We start from the raw sequence: 16,969 nt of genomic DNA, 5'->3' as shown, positions 1-16,969 counted from the left end.
AACACAAGGAAAAAAGGGGTCTAAGAGGAATAATTGGCTCCGGCGGTAGGGATCGAACCTACGACCAATTGATTAACAGTCAACTGCTCTACCGCTGAGCTACGCCGGAATACCGAGGGCGGGATTAGCGAGGCCGGGCGCGGCGCGCAAGAGGGGCGTGGGAAAAATCACCGGCGGCGCCAACGTGCGTCCGGGCCGATGGGACCGTCCGGGGCGACGGCGCCGCGTTCGGCGAGGTGGATCAGGTGGGCGAGGACGTTGCGCGCGGCGGCGGCGTGCAGGGCCGGGGGCGTGTCATGGTAGACCGCGGCGACGATGCCTTCGACCGTGTTGCTTGTCTCGAGGATTGCGAGGATCGCGGCCTCGCGGTCGCGGCGATGTGCGCGCAGCGCGGCGCAGCGGGGGCCGGGGGCGTCGACGGCGTCGCCATGGCCGGGATGGAAGCGTGCGGCGCCGAGGGCCTCGAGCCGGTCGAGGCTTCGCATGAACTGGCCGAGATCGCCGTCCGGCGGCGAAATCATCGTGCTGGCCCAGCCCATCACGGTGTCGCCCGTGAAGGTCGCGGCGGCCTCCACCCAGTGGAAGGACAGGTGGTTGGCCATGTGGCCTGGTGTGTGGATCGCGCGCAGCGTCCAGCCGTCGCCTGCGATCGTGTCGCCGTCCGAGAGCCGCGCGTCGGGCGCGAAGTCGTGGTCGACCCCTTCGCCGCCGTCGAGATTCGGCAAGCGGCGCATCGTCTCGGACTGGCCGGCATCCGAGGGGCCGAAGGCGAGCACGGGCGCATCCACGCGGCCGGCCAGCGGGCGGGCCGCCGGGGAATGGTCGAGATGGGAATGGGTGACGAGGATCGCGGCGACCGGGCGGCCGCCGATGGCATCGTACAGGGCCTCGATATGGGCCGGGATCGCGGGGCCGGGGTCGATCACGGCCAGCCGGTCATGGCCGAGGATGTAACTGTTCGTCCCGGCTTGCGTCATCGGCGAGGGATTCGGCGCGACGATGCGGCGCAGGCGGCTTTCGCCCGAGGGCGTCGCGCGGTAGTCCTCGGTCATGGCTGCGCCTCCCGATCTTGCCCACCGCGCCGCGTCCCGGCGCTGGCTGCCGCGCAGCTTCTACTGGCGCGCGCTCCTGATCCTGATCGTGCCGATCATCGTGCTGCAGCTTGCCGTGGCGCTGATGTTCCTGCAACGCCATTACGAGGACGTCACGGTGCAGATGACGTCCAATATGTCGCGCGAGATCGCACTGGTTCGGGCCCGGCCGGAGCTAGGCGAGAGTCTCGGGATCGCGGCGGTGGACGGGCCGGAGGTGACGCAGATCCGGCCCTGGGACCTGTCGGGTCGGGCGATGCGCGAGCGGATGGCCGAGATGTTCCCGGACCTTGTGGCCATCGACACGGTATCGGACCGCCGCAGCGTGGCGCTGCGCTTCGCCGACGGGACGGGCCTCGAATTCGCGCGGAGCAGCGTGTCGGCCTCGAACCCGCACCAGCTTCTGGTGCTGATGTTCGGGGTGGCGATCATGATGACCGCGATCAGCCTTCTGTTCATGCGCGGCCAGATCCGGCCGATCCGGCGGCTGGCGCGCGCAGCCGAAGGGTTCGGGCGGGGGCAGGACATCGCCTATTGGCCTACGGGGTCGACCGAGGTGCGGGCGGCGGGCACGGCGTTCCTGGCGATGCGGGCGCGGATCGAGCGACATATCGAGCAGCGGACGCTGCTGCTGTCGGGGGTGAGCCACGACCTGCGGACGCCGTTGACGCGGATGAAGCTGGAGCTGTCGATGATGGAGGGCGACGAAGCCGACGCGCTGTCGCGCGACGTGGCCGCGATGGAGCGGATCATCGACACGTTCCTCGATTTCGCGCGCGAGGATGCGGGCGACATCCGGCAGGCGACCGAGGTGCTGGCGCTGGTCCGCGAGGCGACCGAGGCGGCCAGCCCAAGCGGCGGGGTCGTCGTCGCGGGCGATCCGGTGGAGGCCGATCTTTTCCCCGACGGCATGCGGCGGGCGGTCGCGAACCTGGTCGGGAACGCGATGTCCTACGGCACGCGGGCGCGCGTCGAGGTTGCGGCCACCGACGGCACGATCGTCGTCACGGTCGAGGATGATGGCCCCGGCATTCCTGAGGACCGCCGCGCCGATGCCGTGCGCCCGTTCGCGCGGCTGGACACGGCGCGCACGAACACGCGCGGGAATGTCGGGCTGGGCCTGAGCATCGTGCGCGACGTGGCGCGCGCCCATGGCGGATCGCTGCGGCTCGGCACGTCCGAGATGGGTGGGTTGAAGGCCGAGATCATCCTGCCGCGCTGAGGCAGGATCAGCCCGGCGCCAATCTGACGCGCCCACGCCGCGCGGCGGCGCAGGCGGGGCCGCCGAGCCCGTCGCCCAGATGCGCAACAGGCACGACGCCCGCGCGAAGGCGGACGTAGTACGGCGCGAACCCGGCCCAGTCGTCGGGTCCGATCGCCGCGTCGTATTCACCGCAGAGGATCGTGTCGCCCGCGCGGGTGCGAAACCCCCGGGGCGCGCGGAACTGGACCTGTTCGGGACGGCGCATCCGGGCCGTCACATGGGCCGTCGCGGCCCCGATGTCGCGCGACGAAAGCGTGACCGGCGTGACGGAAATGCCGTCCGGCCCGCCGCAGGCCGCTAGGGCGAGGGCGAGCGCGAGGATCGGGGGGCGGACGCGGCGGATCATCGGTCGAGGACACCACGAAAGGGTTGCCATCCGATGAACCGGCGGGGCGGTTGGTAGGCCCGGCAGGACTTGAACCCGCAACCAAGGCGTTATGAGCGCCCTGCTCTAACCAATTGAGCTACAGGCCCGCCGGAAACCGGGCTAGCAGATGCGGCCACGGGGTCAAGCGCGGCGCGCCTGCAGGTATTCCTTGTTGTACGGCCGCATCGAGCGTTAGCCTGCAGTCACGCAACTTCTCGGGGAATATCATGAAAAAGATCGTTTGCGCGGGGCTTCTCGCAGCCAGTCTCTCGGTGCCGCAGGCCAATGCCGGGGTGGTGGCAGCTCCGGCGCCGTCCGGCGGCGGCAGCGATGCGGGCATCATCGTCGCGGCCATCGTGCTGATTATCGCGGGCATCGCCGCAGCGACGGGCGCGGGGGCCGGCGCAGGGGCCGCAGGCCAGTGACGACCTAGCCGCGCGGAGCCATCAGGCGCCGCAACGGCAGGATCAGCGCGGTCCCGATTCCGTGGGCGGCGTAATCGCGGCCGTCCCGTCCCTCGAGGCCGAAGGCCACGTCCTCCTCGCCCCGCGTGAGGTAGAGCGTGCCGAAGGCCCAGTCCCAGATCGCGAGCGTTTCGCCGAAATTGCGATCGTGATGCTCCGGGCGGGTCGAATGGTGGATCTGGTGCATCGCGGGCGAGATCACGATCCGCTCGAGCACCGGGCCGAAGCCGATCCAGACATGGCTGTGGTGGAACGTCGCGAGGCCGGCATTGGCCAGCACGATGAAGGCGTTGATGCCCGCGACCTCGGTCATGGTGGCGTCGGGCGCCAGCGTGCCGACCACGAGGCCCAGCACCACGCCCAGAAGCGCGGTCAGGATCATGGTGCTGGCCATGATCCAGAGCGGGTGCTGCCGGTAGGTGGTGATCGGGGTCATCACCTCTGCGGAATGGTGCAGCGCATGGATCGGCCAGAGCCGCCGCGAGCCGTGCAAGACGCGGTGCAGCCAGTATTTCGCGAAATCCATCGCCACGAAGGCCAGCGCGGCCAGAACCCAGGGAGCGACATCCTCGCGCGCGCCCGTGCCCATGGCGTCGGCCAGTGCGAGTGCGACGACCGGCGTCACCGTGAGACGCGCGAGCAGGCCGGACATCATCAGAAGACGGCTCATCCCGAAGAGCGCGAGGTCGAGGCGGTGCGAACGGTGCGTCCAGATGCGGCGCGGGGTGAACCACGCCCAGAACCCGATGCCGGGCTTGCGCCGCCGCCAAAGCAGGAAGCCCACGACGAGGCAGATCAGGAGGTATTCCGGCGCGATCACCTCGCCCATCCCGAACACCGCCCCGTAGATCGACTGCCAATCCATTGCGCGCTCCGACCGTCTTGGGCGTCATGGGTGCGCATCGCCGCCATCGCCGTCAAGTGCGCCCGTTGCCGCGCCGCCGGGTGCCTGCTAGGTCGCGGGCGACCGGACAGGGGGCGTTCATGGGCGATGGCAAGGCGGGACTGACTTACGCGGATGCGGGGGTCGATATCGACGCGGGGAACGCGCTGGTGGACCGGATCAAACCCGCCGCGAAGGCCACCGAACGGCCCGGCACTATGGCGGGTCTGGGCGGGTTCGGCGCGCTGTTCGACCTGAAGGCGGCGGGCTATTCCGACCCGATCCTCGTGGCGGCGACCGACGGCGTCGGCACCAAGCTGCGGCTGGCCATCGACACGGGGGACCTGGACGGGGTGGGCGTCGACCTCGTGGCGATGTGCGTCAACGATCTGGTCTGCCAAGGCGCGGAGCCATTGTTCTTTCTGGATTATTTCGCGACCGGCAAGCTCGAGACCGAGGCCGCCGCGCGGATCATCGAGGGCATCGCGCGGGGCTGTGCGGCGTCCGGGGCCGCGCTGATCGGGGGCGAGACGGCCGAGATGCCGGGGATGTATGCGGGCGGCGATTTCGACCTCGCGGGCTTCGCGGTCGGCGCGATGGAGCGGGGCGCGGACCTGCCCGCGGGCGTGGTCGAGGGCGACGTTCTGCTGGGTCTCGCGTCCGACGGCGTCCATTCCAACGGCTTCAGCCTCGTGCGCCGCGTGGCCGAAGCGGCCGGCTTCGGATGGGACGATCCCGCGCCCTTCGCGGACGGGCCCTTGGGCGCGGCGCTGCTGGTGCCGACGCGGCTCTACGTGCGGCCGGTGCTGGACGCGATCCGGGCGGGCGGTGTCCACGCGCTGGCTCATATCACCGGCGGCGGGCTGACCGAGAACCTGCCCCGAGTGTTGGCGGACGGGCTGGGGGCCGCGATCGACCTCTCGGCATGGACCGCGCCGCCGGTCTTCGGCTGGCTCGCCCGCGCGGGCGGCATCGCCGAGGCCGAGATGCTCAAGACCTTCAACTGCGGCATCGGGATGGTCGTGGTCGTGGCCGCCGACCGCGCCGAGGCCGTGGCCGACCTCCTGGCCGGGGCGGGCGAGACGGTGTCGCCCATCGGCACGGTCACGGCGACGCCGGGGGTGACCTATTCGGGCCAGCCCGGCTGGTGAAACGCGTCGCGATCCTGATCTCGGGCGGCGGGTCGAACATGGTCCGCTTGGCCGAGGACATGCGGGGCGACCATCCCGCGCGCCCGGTCCTCGTGCTGGCCAACGATTCAGGCGCAGGCGGGCTCGCCAAGGCGGCGGCGCTGGGGATCGAGACGGCCGTCGTCGATCACCGCGACTTCGCTGACCGTGCGGGCTTCGAGATGCGCCTGACTGAGACGCTGGAGGCCGCCGCACCCGACATCATCTGCCTCGCCGGATTCATGCGCATCCTGACGCCCGCCTTCACGGCGCGCTGGGCGGGGCGGGTATTGAATATTCACCCCTCGCTCCTGCCGCTCTATCCGGGGCTCGACACCCATGCGCGCGCCATCGCTGCCGGCGATGCCGAGGCCGGGTGTTCGGTGCACGAGGTGACGGCCGAACTCGACGGCGGGCCGGTGCTGGGACAGGCGCGCGTGCCGGTCCGGCCCGGCGACACGCCCGAGACGCTGGCCGCGCGTGTCTTGGTGCAGGAACACCGGCTCTACCCGGCCGTCCTGCGTCGCGTTGCGGCGGGCGAGACGGGCCGCATCGATCTTCCCCCTCCGGAGGGAATGGATTAGACCGGGCGAACCCATTCGATAGGTGCTCCCATTTCCGACTCTTCCATTACGACGCTTTCCACCACGGACGCGCTTCGCACCTTCTGCGACCAGGCGGCCACCGCGCCCTACGTGACCGTCGACACCGAATTCCTCCGCGAACGGACCTATTATTCCAAGCTGTGCCTCGTGCAGCTCGCCTATCCCGGCGATGGCGAGACCGATGCCGTGCTGGTCGATCCGCTGGCCGAGGGCATCGACCTCACCCCGCTCTACGATCTCTTTCGCGATGCGGGCGTGGTGAAGGTGTTCCACGCCGCCCGTCAGGACCTCGAGATCTTCGCCATCGAAGGCGACACGATCCCGGCCCCGCTCTTTGACACCCAGGTCGCGGCAATGGTCTGCGGCTTCGGCGAACAGGTCGGCTACGAGACGCTGGCCCGCAAGGTCGCGAAGGCGCAAATCGACAAGTCCTCGCGCTTCACCGACTGGTCGCGCCGACCGCTTTCGGACGCGCAGAAGACCTACGCGCTGGCCGACGTGACGCATCTGCGTGTGATCTACGAATATCTCGCCGCCGAGCTGGAGAAGACCGGGCGCACCGGCTGGGTCGAGGAGGAGATGGACGTCCTGCGCGATCCCGCGACCTACCGGGTCGAGCCGCGCGAGGCGTGGAAGCGCCTGAAGATGCGCAACCCGAACGCGCGCTATGTCGCCGTCGCGCGCGAACTGGCCGCCTTCCGCGAGAGCCATGCCCAGAGCGCGAACATCCCGCGGACCCGGATCTACAAGGACGACGCGCTGCTGGAGCTGGCAGCGATGAAGCCGAAGGACATGGGCGAGCTTTCGAAGGCACGGCTTCTGTTGCGCGAGGCGCGGAAGGGCGCGATCGCCGACGGCATCCTCGCCGCCGTGGCGGCCGGGATGGCCGTTCCGAAGGAGGAGCTGCCACCGGTGCCGCGCCAGAAGGCGCGGGACCAGATCAACGGTGCGCTGGCCGATCTCCTGCGGGTGCTGGTGAAGGCCAAGGCCGAGCAGGCGGGCGTGGCCCAGAAGCTGATCGCCACGGCCTCCGATCTCGACGACATCGCCTCGGGCACGCGCGATGGCGACTGGGCGCGCGGCTGGCGCGGCGAGGTCTTCGGTGACGACGCGCTCCGGCTGTGCGAGGGCGAGATCGCGTTGGCCTGCAAGGGGCACGAGGTCCGGATCGTCCCGCTGGATTGAGCCGCGCGATCCGGCGTTTGGCCGTCACAGGCCAAAGCGCAAGATGCGGAGCGCGCGGGCGCCAAGATTATTCGTACGAATAATCCTGGCGCGTCGAAGCTTGCGATGTCGGGGGGCGCATTATTCGAGTGAAGCTGGCCGCGCTCTGCAGGTGCGACGGACCCGTCAGGGCGCCACGTAGGCGCCGTGGACCCAGCCGACCGCGCCCGTCGGGTGACGGACCTGAACCCAGCGATCCGCGCGGCTGATCACCTCCAGCCGGTCGCCGGGATAGATGCGGCGCAGGATCGGACGATCGGTGCCGGGTCCCGACCGGAAGTTGAGATATCCGTCATTCGTCTGTTTGACGAAGAGGATCTGCGCGCCCGCCGGGCGCTCGCGCTCGAGATAGGTGGCCGAGACCCAACCGAACGTGCCGTCCGGCAGCTCGACACGCGCCCAGCGGCCGACCGTCTCGCGGATCTCGACGCGGGCGCCGGGGCTGAGGCGGCGCAGGATCTCGTGGCGGGTTCCGGGACCGGAGCGGAGGTTCAGATAGCCGTCCTCGGTATTCTTGACGTAGAGCCCCTGCGCCCCCGCGATGGCGGGGAGGAGGGCGAGGGCGAGGACGGCGAGGAGGCGGCGCATGGGCATCCCTTCAGCGGAACAGGGTGACGGCGCCCGGCGACCACGCGAGGCGGGCCGGCGCGCCGATGTCGAGCACGGGCCGCCCGAAGACGTTGCGCATGGAAATGCGGACCGGGCGGTCCGCGCCGTCGAGATGGACATCGTAGTAGGTCATGTCGCCGTAATAGACGACTTCGGCGACGGTGCCATGGGCCTCGCGGTCGGGCGCGGTCTGCCCGTCGAAGAGCAGCGTCGCCGTCTCGGGCCGGAACCCCGCGACCGTGTCGCCGTCGGTGCGGGCGGTCGATTGCAGCTCGCTCAGTGACATGGCGCCCAGGCCCGCCACCTCGACCCGGTCGCCCGAGATCGCGGCGGGCAGGAAATTCATCACACCGATGAACTCGGCCACGCGGCGGTCGACGGGGCGGCGATAGAGCGCCTCGGCCTCGGCGATCTGGGCCACGTCGCCCTCGAACATGACGGCGATGCGGTCGGACATGACCAGCGCCTCTTCCTGGTCGTGGGTGACCAGGATGAAGGTGATGCCGACCTGGCGTTGCAGACGGATCAATTCGACCTGCATCTGCTCGCGCATCTTTTTGTCGAGCGCGCTCAGCGGCTCGTCCAGCAGGAGGACCTTCGGCCTGAGGACGAGGGCGCGGGCCAGTGCCACGCGCTGCCGCTGCCCGCCCGAGAGCGCGTGGGCGGCCCTGTCGCCATAACCGCCCAGCCCCACCATATCGAGCGCCTCGGCCACGCGCGCATCCTTCTCGGTGGCGCTGCCCTCGGCCCGGCGCAGCCCGAAGGCCACGTTCTGCCCGACGCTTAGATGGGGGAAGATCGCGTAGGATTGGAACACCATGTTGGTCGGCCGCTTGTTGGGCGAGACCTTGGTCATGTCCTGCCCGCCGATCATCACGGTCCCCTCGCTCACGCCCTCGAACCCCGCGATCACGCGCAGGAGGGTGGTCTTGCCGCAGCCCGACGGCCCCAGAAGCGAGAAGAATTCGCCTGGCGCGATATCGAGATCGACGCCGCGCAGCGCATGGTAGTCGCCGTAGTACTTCTGGATGCCGCGCAGGCGGATCAGCGGTTCCGTCACAGGAAGCCTCCGGTGTCTTTGACGCCCGCGCGCGCGAGGCCGCGGCGGCGGTTCCATTCGGCGAGGGTGAGGATGAGGATCGAGAGGATGACGAGGATCGTGCCCAGCGCCATGACCACCGGGATGAGACGGGGAAAGCGCAGGAGCGACCAGATATAGACCGGGAGCGTGGGATCCGAGCCGGTCAGGAAGAAGGCAATGATGAACTCGTCGAGCGAGATGGTGAAGGAGATCAGCAGGGCCGCGACGATCCCCGGCATCACGAGGGGCAGGGTAATGAGGCGGAACGTCTCGGGGCGGGTGCAGCCGAGATCGACCGCGGCCTCCTCGAGCGCGGGGTCGAGGGCCTGGAAGCTGGCGTTGAGGATCGCGATGGCGAAGGGCGTGCAGATCAGGACATGGGCCGCGACCACGGTCCAGAGCGAGAGGTCCCAGCCCAGAAGCCGCACCGCCACCACGAGGAGGGATGTCGCGACAATGATCTCCGGCAGGACCAGCGGCAGCATGATGAGGCCCATCGCCGCCGCCTTGCCGGGAAAGCGGTAGCGGACGTTCGCGCGCGCCGCCGCGAGGCCTAGCAGGACCGAGAGGACGGCTGCGATGGCCGCGACCCAGAGCGAATTGAAGAGCGCGCGGTGCAGCTCGGAATTGACCCAGAGCTCCGAAAACCAGCGGGTGGTGAACCCGTCGAGCGGGAAGGCGATGACCGTGCCGTCGTTGAAGGCAAAGAGCGGCAGCAGCAGGATCGGTGCGTAGAGGAACACGAGGAAGGCGAGCACATAGAGACGCAGCATCAGGAGCGGCCCCCCGCCAGCCTGCGCGCGAGCCACACGGTCGCCAGCGCGATGACCGTCACGAGCGCCATCGCGATCACAGCGAGCGTCGCGCCCATCGGGGCGTTGTTGAGCCCGAGGAACTGCGTCTGGATCATGTTGGCGATCATCAGCCCGCCGGGGCCGCCGACCTGTGCGGGGGTGACGTAGTCGCCGACGGTCGGGATGAACACGATCAGGAGTGCCGCGACCACGCCCGGCGCGGCGAGCGGCAGGGTGACGCGAAAGAAGGTGGTGATCGCCGTCTCGCCCAGGTCGCGCGACGCTTCGAGAAGCGAGCGGTCGATCTTTTCCAGTGCCACGAAGATCGGCAGGATCGCGAAGGGCGCGAAGGCGTGGCTGAGCGTGATGATGACGGCGTTGGCGTTGTAGAGGATGAAGGTCAGCGGCTCGTCGATGATGCCGAGCCCCGTCAGCGACGAGTTGAGCACGCCGTTATATCCGAGGATCACCTTCCAGAGGAAAATGCGCAGCAGGTAGCTGGTCCAGAACGGGATCGTGATGAGGAAGAGCCAGAGCGACTTGCGGTCGGGCCGGACGCGGAAGCTGACGTAATAGGCGACCGGGAAGGCGAGGATGACCGTGATCACCGTGACCGCCCCGCTGATCCAGAGCGAGCGGGCCATGATCGTGCGGTAGATCGGGTCGGTCAGCGCCTCGCGGTAGTTGGCCAGCGTCAGCGTCCGGTCGATCGTAAGGTAGTCCTGCGTCCAGAAGCTGAAGACGACGATGGCGGCGAGCGGCCCGGCCAGCAAAGCCAGCGCATAGACGAGCGGCGGCGCGATGAGCGTCAGTCCGCGTTTGGTGTCCTGTTGCAACGGCGCCCCCGGTTCGTCCGTGCCACGATGGCGCGGCGGCGGGGCAGGGGGCAAGCGTTATCGCGCGTCCTCGGCCATGCCGGAGGCCTCCATCATCGCGCGCATCGCCGCCGTGTCCCGCGCCGTCGAAAGCTGCGCCCAGGCGCCCACGCTCATCGCGACAACCAGCAGCCCGCCGAGTGCCAGACCCCCGCCCGTGCCCATCAGGACCGGATCATTTGAATAGAGGACCACGCCCCGCCAGGCGATCCAGCCGCCGAACCCGGCGATGGCCCAGCCGCCGGTGGCGACGATGAAGAGAAGAAGGCGCGAGAAAGGGGCGTGCATGGGGGCAGTGGGCGCGAATGAACCGTGCCGGGCAAGGGCCGGGGTTCCCGGAGTTGGGATTGGGCGGAAATGGGCGCCCGTGGGGTCGGGGGCTGTTGTGCGCCACGGGTATGCCAACGGCTCAGATACATCGGATGATGACGGTTTGGGGTCTGCGGCCTGCGTCCGGGCTGACCCCGCGCTCGACCGTTCATATGGAGCGGCCGCCCGCGGCGGCACTGGCATCGCCGCGAACGCGTCTTGCATATCTTCTGGGCGTTCAGACCCGAAAATCCGCGCAGGACGAGCGCCATTCCTCCTGTTCCGATCCCGCGCTCCCGTCAGCCTTGTTGCCGTAGCGGGGCACGTGCGACGACTTCTCGCAAGCGGGATCGTCCCCGCGGTGGAGACGACACCGGGCCACGACCCGCAACCGATCATACGCCCCCTGACGAGTTTCGAACCATGCCCTCAGGAACCGACCATGCGAATGCGGCGCGGCAGAATGGCGAATGGAGACCCGTGACGTTGGTCGAACCTTTCCTCAGATCCGCAGAATATATGACCGGCTGATGAAGTATCGTAGCGAGATTGATGGGCTCCGCGCGATTGCCGTTGTGCCGGTCATACTGTTCCACGCGGGCTTCGAGCTCTTCAGCGGCGGATTTGTCGGTGTCGACGTCTTCTTCGTCATCAGCGGTTTCCTGATTACCACCATCATCATCGCAGAGATGGAGGACGGCCGGTTCAGTCTGCTCAAGTTCTACGAGCGTCGCGCCCGTCGCATTCTGCCCGCGCTCTTTTTCGTAGTTTTGTGGTGCATTCCGGCGGCTTGGTACCTGCTGCTGATTAGCGACATGGAGGATTTCGCAAAGAGCCTGATCGCGGTCGCGACATTCTCGTCCAATATCCTGTTCTGGAGGGAGAGCGGATATTTCGATACGGCGGCCGAGCTCAAGCCGCTCCTCCACACGTGGAGCCTGGCGGTCGAAGAGCAGTTCTACATCCTCTTCCCGCTGTTCCTTATGGCGTCCTGGCGCTTCGGGAAACGAATGATCATCTGGGCGCTTGTCGCAGCGTTCGTGATTAGCTTGAGCGTCTCGCATTGGGGCGCCTATAACAAGCCGGCCGCGACGTTTTATCTTTTGCCGACGCGGGCGTGGGAGCTTTTGATCGGATCCTTCGCGGCCTTCTATCTGCGGAAGACCGCCGTTCCGACGCCGCTTTGGCTCAGCAATCTGCTGTCGGCATCGGGATTGATCGCAATCGGACTGGCTGTGTTCATCTATGACGAGGGTACGCCATTTCCCAGCCTGTACGCGCTGGCGCCGACGGTCGGGACCGTGTTGATCATCCTGTTCGCGTCGCGTGGAACGTTCGTCAACGCGCTGCTATCGCTGAAAGGGTTCGTCTGGATCGGGCTGATTTCGTACAGCCTCTACCTCTGGCATCAACCGCTCTTGGCATTCGCACGGCTTGCGGCAATCCCGGAGGGCATCGCCTATTACGCCTTGGTTTTCATTCTCACCCCGATCGCTGCCGTCGGCACGTGGCGGTTTGTCGAGTTCCCCTTCCGGCGAGGGCACAGCGTCTCGGGACAGCAGGTGATCTACGCGGCGTCGTTCGCATCGACATGCATTGCTGCAATAGGTCTTTCCATTGTTGTCCTTGATGAGGACCTGAATGCCCTCCGGTTTTCCCCGGCCGAACGCGCCCTGATCGAGTCGGCATCGTCGAGCCCCATGCGGAGCGATTGCCATTTCGAAGACGGCGACGTCTTCGACGCACAATCGTCATGTACTTATTTCCAGGAGAATCCCACCTGGGCAGTGTATGGAAACAGCCACGGTGTCGAGCTGTCCTACGCCCTTGCCGAGGTGCTTCGTCCGCGCGGCGAGGGATTGTACCATATGACCGTGAGCGGGTGTTCGGCATCCTACCTGATGGAAACCGAACCCCATTGCCACGATTTCTACGCCTCCCGCCTCGATTTCATATTGAACACGTCAAGCATCCAGCGCGTCGTTCTGGCGTATCGGACGGATCGGTCCGGCCCGGAATCCGTGAGGTCGCTCGTGACGCTGTCGAACATGCTCGCGGATGAAGGAAAGGACGTTTACCTGATCCTTCAGGCCCCAAAACTCCCCGGCGATATTCGATCCTTCATAGCGAAAAGCAGGTTCGTGTCGGGTGACGAGGTCGTCTCCATATCGCGCGAGACGTGGGAGGCAGTGAACAGCGATATGTACGATGCGGTCAGCGGCCTGCATCCGGACGTGACGGTCGTGGATCTCGCGGATGCCTTTTGCGATCCTGACGAGTGCTTTGCCATTCGCGATGCGGTCGCACTCTATTTCGATGACGACCACATGTCGGTCGAGGGCGCACGGCTGGCAACGGCGCATCTGGCCCGCTTCATCGAGTGACAGGTGGCTGACCACGATCCGTCGCCGCTGACCGGACCATCGCACGCGGGCGAACGCCGCCTGCCAGAAGAAAGACGGCCGCAAGATCTTGCGGCCGTCCAATGTCCTAGGTCGTTCGAGACGTCTCGCGTCAGCGCTTGGAGAACTGGAAGCTCTTCCGGGCCTTGGCGCGGCCGTACTTCTTGCGCTCGACGACGCGACTGTCGCGGGTCAGGAAGCCAGCAGCCTTGAGCGCGCCGCGCAAGCCGGGCTCGTAGAGCTGCAGGGCCTTCGAGACGCCGTGCTTCACGGCACCGGCCTGGCCGGTCAGACCGCCGCCCTTGACGGTGGCCATGACGTCGAACTGGCCTTCGCGATCGGTGATCTCGAACGGCTGCTTGAGGATCATCTGCAGCACGGGACGCGCGAAATAGGTGTTCACGTCCTTGCCGTTGACGATGACCTTGCCCGAGCCGGGCTTGATCCAGACGCGGGCGACCGCGTCCTTGCGCTTGCCGGTGGCGTAGGAGCGGCCCAGCTCGTCGCGGGTCGGCTCGACCGGGGCGGAGGTGTCCAGCAGGACCTCGCCACCCGAGGCCTCGGCCCCGGAGGTGTCGACGGCGCCCTTGAGGTCTTCGAGGGAGTTCAGTTGCTCGGCCATGCTCACGCGCTCCGGGTGTTCTTGGGGTTCATCGCCTTGACGTCCAGCACTTCGGGCGACTGCGCCTCGTGCGGGTGCTCGGCGGAGGCATAGACGCGCAGGTTGGTCATCACCTGACGCGACAGCTTGTTGCCGGGCAGCATGCGCTTGACGGCCTGCATGACGACCCGCTCGGGGTGCTTGCCGTCGAGGATCTGCTGCGTCGTGCGCGACTTGATGCCGCCGGGATGGCCGGTGTGCCAGTAGTTCGGCTTGTCGCGCTTGTTGCCGGTGATCTGCACCTTGTCGGCGTTGATCACGATGACGTTGTCGCCCATGTCCATGCTGGGCGTGAACGTGGCCTTGTGCTTGCCGCGCAGGCGGGTCGCGACGATCGAGGCGAGGCGGCCCAGAACGATGCCTTCGGCGTCGATCAGGATCCACTTCTTGTCGATCTGGTCGGGGGTCATGGTGAAGGTTTTCATCGCTGCCCTATCGAGTGTGAATGACGGTGGGGCAGGGACGCCCCGGATCGGGCGGTGTATAGACGGCGCGCAGGCGGTGTCAATGCGTACGATCCTCGGGAAATCGTTTGCAATCAGTGTTTTGTGAATGGGGTTATATTTTACCCCACAAATTTACACCCCGAGGCCTTCGGGCGGATGGTCGAGCAGGCCACGCATGCGGCCCATGGCCTCCTCGAAGCTGGCCAGCGAGACGCCTGCATTGACCGCGAAGCGCACCGCGTGGGGCGCGTTGGCGTCGCGTGCGGCGTATTCCTCGGCGGCGCGGAGCTTCACGCCCTCGGCTTCGGCGGCACGGCAGAAGGCCGAGGCGCGCCAACCCACCGGCAGCTTGAGCCAGAGGAAGGACACGTCGGGCCGCCAGGTCAGGTCATGCCCATCGAGCATGCGGGCTGCCGTCTCGACATAGCGGCGCACCATCTCGCGGGTCTCGTCCATCAGGGCGGGCAATTCGGGGTGGACCAGCAGGAGCGACGCGAGATCGGCAATCGGGGTCGAGAGACCGAAGGAATTGTACTCCGCTGCGCGTTGCAGGGCGAGCTGCCGGCCCGTGGGTGCCAGCGCGAAGCCCAGTCGCAGGGCGGGGGTGATGGTCTTGGCGATGGACGCGATGTGCCACGTCCGCTCGGGCGCCAGCAGGCGGAAGGTGGGCAGTTCGGTCTTGCCCATCATGTAGCAGTCATCCTCGAGGATCTGGATGTCGGCGGCGCGCGCGACTTCGACGATGGCGCGGCGCCGCGCCTCGGGCATGCGCCCGCAGGTCGGGTTCTGGACATCCGGAGAGAGGCACAGGACCTGGGCGTCGGGCTTCTTCGCGATCTCGGCCAGCGCCTCGGGGATGACGCCGTGATCGTCGATCGGCACCGTCAGGACGTCCGCCCGCAGCATCTCGGCCACGCGGCGAAAGCCTGGATAGGACAGCTCCTCCAGCAGGACGGTCGGGCGCCGCCCGCGCAGGACCGATTGCAGCACCAGCGAGATCGCATGCTGGCCGCCATTGGCCAGCGCGATGTCGTCCGGGGCGAGGGGGCCGAGCATCGGGTTGTCGAGGAACGCGCAGGCGGCCTCGCGGGCGCGGCGCTCGCTGGCATGGACAGGGTAGTGCATCAGCCCCGAGGGCGGATCGGCAGCCACATCGGTCAGCAGGCGACGGATCAGGTCGGCCTGGCCCGCCGAGGGCAGGTGCGGCGACAGCAGGTTCACGGCGTAGCTGTCGCCACCGGTCATATGCGGCGTCGAGTCGACGGCCAGCGCCTGGAACTCGCCGTAGATCGGGGGCGATACCGCCGGGGGCGCGACGAAGGTGCCGCGCCCGACCGCCGCTTCGAGTACACCCTCGTCGGTCAGCGCGCGGTATACGCGGGCGACGGTGCCGGGCGTGACACCGACGCGCCACGCAAGATCGCGCACCGGGGGCAGGCGGGTGCCCGCGGGCAGGTCGCCCCGCGCGATGGCGGCGCGCACGGCGGAATCGAGGACGAGATATTTCGGGCGGTCATCCGCGCCGAAATCGACCTCGATGATATTGCCATCCAAAATTGTACCCATGACAATGTATCTCTGGAAAGGGGTCGGGCGCGATTGTATCTATATGAGGCACCTTAGCGGTGCGATTGTATCAATACAACCGTAGAAGGTCTCGTCCCCGAAAGGAACATTCCATGGCCGCCCTCGTCCTCGATCATACCATTCTCGACACGCGCACGCCTGCGCCGCTCTCGACGCTTCTCTTCGGCGCCGCGACCGTGGTCGCGACCTGGGAGATCCGCGCCCGGAGCCGGGCCGTGCTCAAGGACCTGACGGGCGCGCAACTGGCCGATATCGGGGTGACCGCCGCGGATGCCCGTCACGAGGCCGCGAAGCCGTTCTGGCGCGCCTGACCTCCACGACCTCTTCCCCCCTGGGCCGGGTCGCCGCGAGGCACCCGGCCCTTTTTTTGCTCCGCGCGCCGAACCGGATCGGGTCGGGCGAGGTTTCGAGGGTGCCACAACCCCGGAGCTGTCCCATGACCCGCATTCTTCCCGTTCTCTTCGCGCTCCTGCCGAGCCTTGCGTTCGCCGACGCCCATTCCGGCGACGTCGCGCCCTTGTCCTGCGAGGAGACGGCCGCGGGCGTGGCCTGCACGGTCGAGACCGTGGATGCGGCGACGTTCTGCATGGCCATCGATGCCGAGGGCACGCCGATCGCCAACGCGACGGGCGTGCTGGATGACGGCATCGTCCTCTTCCAGCAGATCGACCCGAACGCGGTCGCGGCCCTGCGCTGCCGGACGAGCTAGACCGCGCCCGGCGGGATCGAATAGGTCAGCGACGCGCGGGCGACCGGGGCGTCGCTCCCGTCCGACCGGATCAGGCAGTCGCCCACGGCCAGCACGCGCCCCAGCTTCAGAAGGCGCACGTCGCAGAGAAGGTCCACGCCCGCAGCGGGCTTGCGCATGAAGTCGATGGAACAATTCGTCGTCACCGAGAGGCCGACCGGCCCGATCCGCGACAGGATCGCGAGATACACCGCGACATCGGCCAGCCCGAACATCGACGGCCCCGAGACCGTGCCGCCGGGCCGCAGGTGCCGATCGGCCACGCGCAGGCGCACGGTCAGGCCGTCCTCGTCGACCCGTTCGATCCCGAACTCGTCGCAGACCTGCGGGAAATCCGAGCGCAGAAAGGCCTCGAGCGCCGCGGCATCCATCTTCAACATTGCATTCCTC

The 16,969-nt window shown here is 67.7% G+C and carries 20 protein-coding genes and 2 tRNA genes; 8 read left to right on the top strand and 14 right to left on the bottom strand.

What is annotated here, in order from left to right:
* Positions 1-34: 34 nt before the first annotated feature.
* A tRNA-Asn gene (locus Q0833_RS09825) sits at positions 35-109 on the bottom strand.
* 58 nt (positions 110-167) lie between these two features.
* Positions 168-1,052, bottom strand: coding sequence for an MBL fold metallo-hydrolase (locus tag Q0833_RS09820; protein ID WP_298433354.1), 885 nt, complete (start codon positions 1,050-1,052; stop codon positions 168-170).
* Here Q0833_RS09820 and Q0833_RS09815 point away from each other — a divergent pair.
* On the top strand, positions 1,051-2,313 hold the full coding sequence (locus tag Q0833_RS09815; protein WP_298433349.1) for an ATP-binding protein: 1,263 nt from the start codon (positions 1,051-1,053) through the stop codon (positions 2,311-2,313). The genes Q0833_RS09820 and Q0833_RS09815 overlap by 2 nt on opposite strands.
* 7 nt (positions 2,314-2,320) lie before the next feature.
* Here Q0833_RS09815 and Q0833_RS09810 read toward each other — a convergent pair whose 3' ends face one another.
* Together Q0833_RS09810 and Q0833_RS09805 are read right to left on the bottom strand one after the other, a co-directional pair.
* Positions 2,321-2,701 (bottom strand): hypothetical protein, encoded by a 381-nt coding sequence (locus Q0833_RS09810; RefSeq protein WP_298433346.1) that lies wholly within the window; start codon positions 2,699-2,701, stop codon positions 2,321-2,323.
* Positions 2,702-2,752: 51 nt separating this feature from the next.
* Positions 2,753-2,829: transfer RNA gene (locus Q0833_RS09805), tRNA-Ile, on the bottom strand.
* A gap of 120 nt (positions 2,830-2,949) precedes the next feature.
* Here Q0833_RS09805 and Q0833_RS09800 point away from each other — a divergent pair.
* Positions 2,950-3,147, top strand: a complete 198-nt coding sequence (locus tag Q0833_RS09800) for a hypothetical protein (RefSeq protein WP_298433343.1) — start codon at positions 2,950-2,952, stop codon at positions 3,145-3,147.
* Positions 3,148-3,151: 4 nt separating this feature from the next.
* Here the strand turns inward: Q0833_RS09800 and Q0833_RS09795 are convergent, their stop codons facing one another.
* On the bottom strand, positions 3,152-4,051 hold the full coding sequence (locus tag Q0833_RS09795) for a sterol desaturase family protein (protein ID WP_298433340.1): 900 nt from the start codon (positions 4,049-4,051) through the stop codon (positions 3,152-3,154).
* 119 nt (positions 4,052-4,170) lie between these two features.
* Between Q0833_RS09795 and purM the strand changes: the two genes are divergently transcribed.
* The 3 genes from purM to rnd are packed head-to-tail and all read left to right on the top strand — an operon-like array spanning position 4,171 to position 7,028.
* A complete protein-coding gene (gene purM, locus Q0833_RS09790) occupies positions 4,171-5,220 on the top strand; it encodes a phosphoribosylformylglycinamidine cyclo-ligase (protein ID WP_298433337.1) in 1,050 nt (349 codons plus the stop codon).
* Complete coding sequence (gene purN, locus Q0833_RS09785) at positions 5,217-5,822, top strand: phosphoribosylglycinamide formyltransferase (RefSeq protein WP_298433334.1); 606 nt, start codon at positions 5,217-5,219, stop codon at positions 5,820-5,822. Before purM ends, purN begins: the two co-directional genes overlap by 4 nt.
* Positions 5,823-5,867: 45 nt before the next feature.
* Positions 5,868-7,028 carry a ribonuclease D gene (rnd, locus tag Q0833_RS09780; protein ID WP_298435082.1) on the top strand — a complete coding sequence of 387 codons (1,161 nt, stop codon included), beginning with the start codon at positions 5,868-5,870 and terminating at the stop codon, positions 7,026-7,028.
* A gap of 165 nt (positions 7,029-7,193) precedes the next feature.
* Here the strand turns inward: rnd and Q0833_RS09775 are convergent, their stop codons facing one another.
* Genes Q0833_RS09775 through Q0833_RS09755 form a run of 5 tightly spaced genes read right to left on the bottom strand, consistent with a single transcriptional unit; the run spans position 7,194 to position 10,714 of the window.
* Entirely contained in the window at positions 7,194-7,655 is a 462-nt protein-coding gene (locus Q0833_RS09775) for an SH3 domain-containing protein (RefSeq protein ID WP_298433331.1), read from the bottom strand.
* A 10-nt stretch (positions 7,656-7,665) separates the two neighbouring features.
* A complete protein-coding gene (locus Q0833_RS09770) occupies positions 7,666-8,736 on the bottom strand; it encodes an ABC transporter ATP-binding protein (RefSeq protein ID WP_298433328.1) in 1,071 nt (356 codons plus the stop codon).
* Positions 8,733-9,530 carry an ABC transporter permease gene (locus Q0833_RS09765; RefSeq protein ID WP_298433325.1) on the bottom strand — a complete coding sequence of 266 codons (798 nt, stop codon included), beginning with the start codon at positions 9,528-9,530 and terminating at the stop codon, positions 8,733-8,735. Before Q0833_RS09765 ends, Q0833_RS09770 begins: the two co-directional genes overlap by 4 nt.
* Positions 9,530-10,387: an ABC transporter permease gene (locus tag Q0833_RS09760; protein ID WP_298433322.1), complete on the bottom strand. Its 858-nt coding sequence runs from the start codon at positions 10,385-10,387 to the stop codon at positions 9,530-9,532. The genes Q0833_RS09765 and Q0833_RS09760 overlap by 1 nt, the downstream gene beginning before the upstream one ends.
* Positions 10,388-10,444: 57 nt before the next feature.
* Positions 10,445-10,714: a hypothetical protein gene (locus Q0833_RS09755; protein WP_298433319.1), complete on the bottom strand. Its 270-nt coding sequence runs from the start codon at positions 10,712-10,714 to the stop codon at positions 10,445-10,447.
* Between the two features lie 551 nt (positions 10,715-11,265).
* Here Q0833_RS09755 and Q0833_RS09750 point away from each other — a divergent pair.
* Positions 11,266-13,119 (top strand): acyltransferase family protein, encoded by a 1,854-nt coding sequence (locus Q0833_RS09750; protein ID WP_298433317.1) that lies wholly within the window; start codon positions 11,266-11,268, stop codon positions 13,117-13,119.
* A 130-nt stretch (positions 13,120-13,249) separates the two neighbouring features.
* On the opposite strand, the gene rpsI is transcribed toward Q0833_RS09750, so the two are convergent.
* From rpsI to Q0833_RS09735, 3 genes are all read right to left on the bottom strand, one after another.
* Positions 13,250-13,759: a 30S ribosomal protein S9 gene (gene rpsI / locus Q0833_RS09745; RefSeq protein WP_298433314.1), complete on the bottom strand. Its 510-nt coding sequence runs from the start codon at positions 13,757-13,759 to the stop codon at positions 13,250-13,252.
* Positions 13,760-13,761: 2 nt separating this feature from the next.
* Complete coding sequence (gene rplM, locus Q0833_RS09740) at positions 13,762-14,223, bottom strand: 50S ribosomal protein L13 (RefSeq protein WP_298433311.1); 462 nt, start codon at positions 14,221-14,223, stop codon at positions 13,762-13,764.
* A gap of 153 nt (positions 14,224-14,376) precedes the next feature.
* Complete coding sequence (locus tag Q0833_RS09735) at positions 14,377-15,810, bottom strand: PLP-dependent aminotransferase family protein (protein WP_298433308.1); 1,434 nt, start codon at positions 15,808-15,810, stop codon at positions 14,377-14,379.
* A 113-nt stretch (positions 15,811-15,923) separates the two neighbouring features.
* Between Q0833_RS09735 and Q0833_RS09730 the strand changes: the two genes are divergently transcribed.
* Both Q0833_RS09730 and Q0833_RS09725 read left to right on the top strand, forming a co-directional pair.
* The gene (locus Q0833_RS09730) at positions 15,924-16,142 is read left to right on the top strand and encodes a DUF1127 domain-containing protein (RefSeq protein ID WP_298433305.1); all 219 of its coding nucleotides are present in this window, start codon (positions 15,924-15,926) and stop codon (positions 16,140-16,142) included.
* 125 nt (positions 16,143-16,267) lie between these two features.
* Positions 16,268-16,540, top strand: coding sequence for a hypothetical protein (locus Q0833_RS09725; RefSeq protein WP_298433302.1), 273 nt, complete (start codon positions 16,268-16,270; stop codon positions 16,538-16,540).
* On the opposite strand, the gene Q0833_RS09720 is transcribed toward Q0833_RS09725, so the two are convergent.
* The gene (locus Q0833_RS09720; RefSeq protein WP_298433299.1) at positions 16,537-16,959 is read right to left on the bottom strand and encodes a PaaI family thioesterase; all 423 of its coding nucleotides are present in this window, start codon (positions 16,957-16,959) and stop codon (positions 16,537-16,539) included. The two genes, Q0833_RS09725 and Q0833_RS09720, sit on opposite strands and share 4 nt — an antisense overlap.
* Positions 16,960-16,969 lie beyond the last annotated feature (10 nt).

The organism is uncultured Jannaschia sp., from assembly GCF_947503795.1.
Classification (GTDB): domain Bacteria; phylum Pseudomonadota; class Alphaproteobacteria; order Rhodobacterales; family Rhodobacteraceae; genus Jannaschia.
This window is presented reverse-complemented; position numbering and strand designations above follow the sequence as displayed.

Coding starts and splice junctions, on each gene's coding strand:
- Q0833_RS09725 (WP_298433302.1), top strand. CDS start 16,268: ATGACCCGCATTCTTCCCGTTCTCTTCGCGCTCCTGCCGAGCCTTGCG.
- rpsI (WP_298433314.1), bottom strand. CDS start 13,759: ATGGCCGAGCAACTGAACTCCCTCGAAGACCTCAAGGGCGCCGTCGAC.
- Q0833_RS09755 (WP_298433319.1), bottom strand. CDS start 10,714: ATGCACGCCCCTTTCTCGCGCCTTCTTCTCTTCATCGTCGCCACCGGC.
- Q0833_RS09720 (WP_298433299.1), bottom strand. CDS start 16,959: ATGTTGAAGATGGATGCCGCGGCGCTCGAGGCCTTTCTGCGCTCGGAT.
- Q0833_RS09750 (WP_298433317.1), top strand. CDS start 11,266: ATGAAGTATCGTAGCGAGATTGATGGGCTCCGCGCGATTGCCGTTGTG.
- rplM (WP_298433311.1), bottom strand. CDS start 14,223: ATGAAAACCTTCACCATGACCCCCGACCAGATCGACAAGAAGTGGATC.
- purM (WP_298433337.1), top strand. CDS start 4,171: ATGGGCGATGGCAAGGCGGGACTGACTTACGCGGATGCGGGGGTCGAT.
- Q0833_RS09765 (WP_298433325.1), bottom strand. CDS start 9,530: ATGCTGCGTCTCTATGTGCTCGCCTTCCTCGTGTTCCTCTACGCACCG.
- Q0833_RS09775 (WP_298433331.1), bottom strand. CDS start 7,655: ATGCGCCGCCTCCTCGCCGTCCTCGCCCTCGCCCTCCTCCCCGCCATC.
- Q0833_RS09795 (WP_298433340.1), bottom strand. CDS start 4,051: ATGGATTGGCAGTCGATCTACGGGGCGGTGTTCGGGATGGGCGAGGTG.
- Q0833_RS09730 (WP_298433305.1), top strand. CDS start 15,924: ATGGCCGCCCTCGTCCTCGATCATACCATTCTCGACACGCGCACGCCT.
- Q0833_RS09820 (WP_298433354.1), bottom strand. CDS start 1,052: ATGACCGAGGACTACCGCGCGACGCCCTCGGGCGAAAGCCGCCTGCGC.
- Q0833_RS09810 (WP_298433346.1), bottom strand. CDS start 2,701: ATGATCCGCCGCGTCCGCCCCCCGATCCTCGCGCTCGCCCTCGCCCTA.
- Q0833_RS09800 (WP_298433343.1), top strand. CDS start 2,950: ATGAAAAAGATCGTTTGCGCGGGGCTTCTCGCAGCCAGTCTCTCGGTG.
- Q0833_RS09735 (WP_298433308.1), bottom strand. CDS start 15,810: ATGGGTACAATTTTGGATGGCAATATCATCGAGGTCGATTTCGGCGCG.
- Q0833_RS09815 (WP_298433349.1), top strand. CDS start 1,051: ATGGCTGCGCCTCCCGATCTTGCCCACCGCGCCGCGTCCCGGCGCTGG.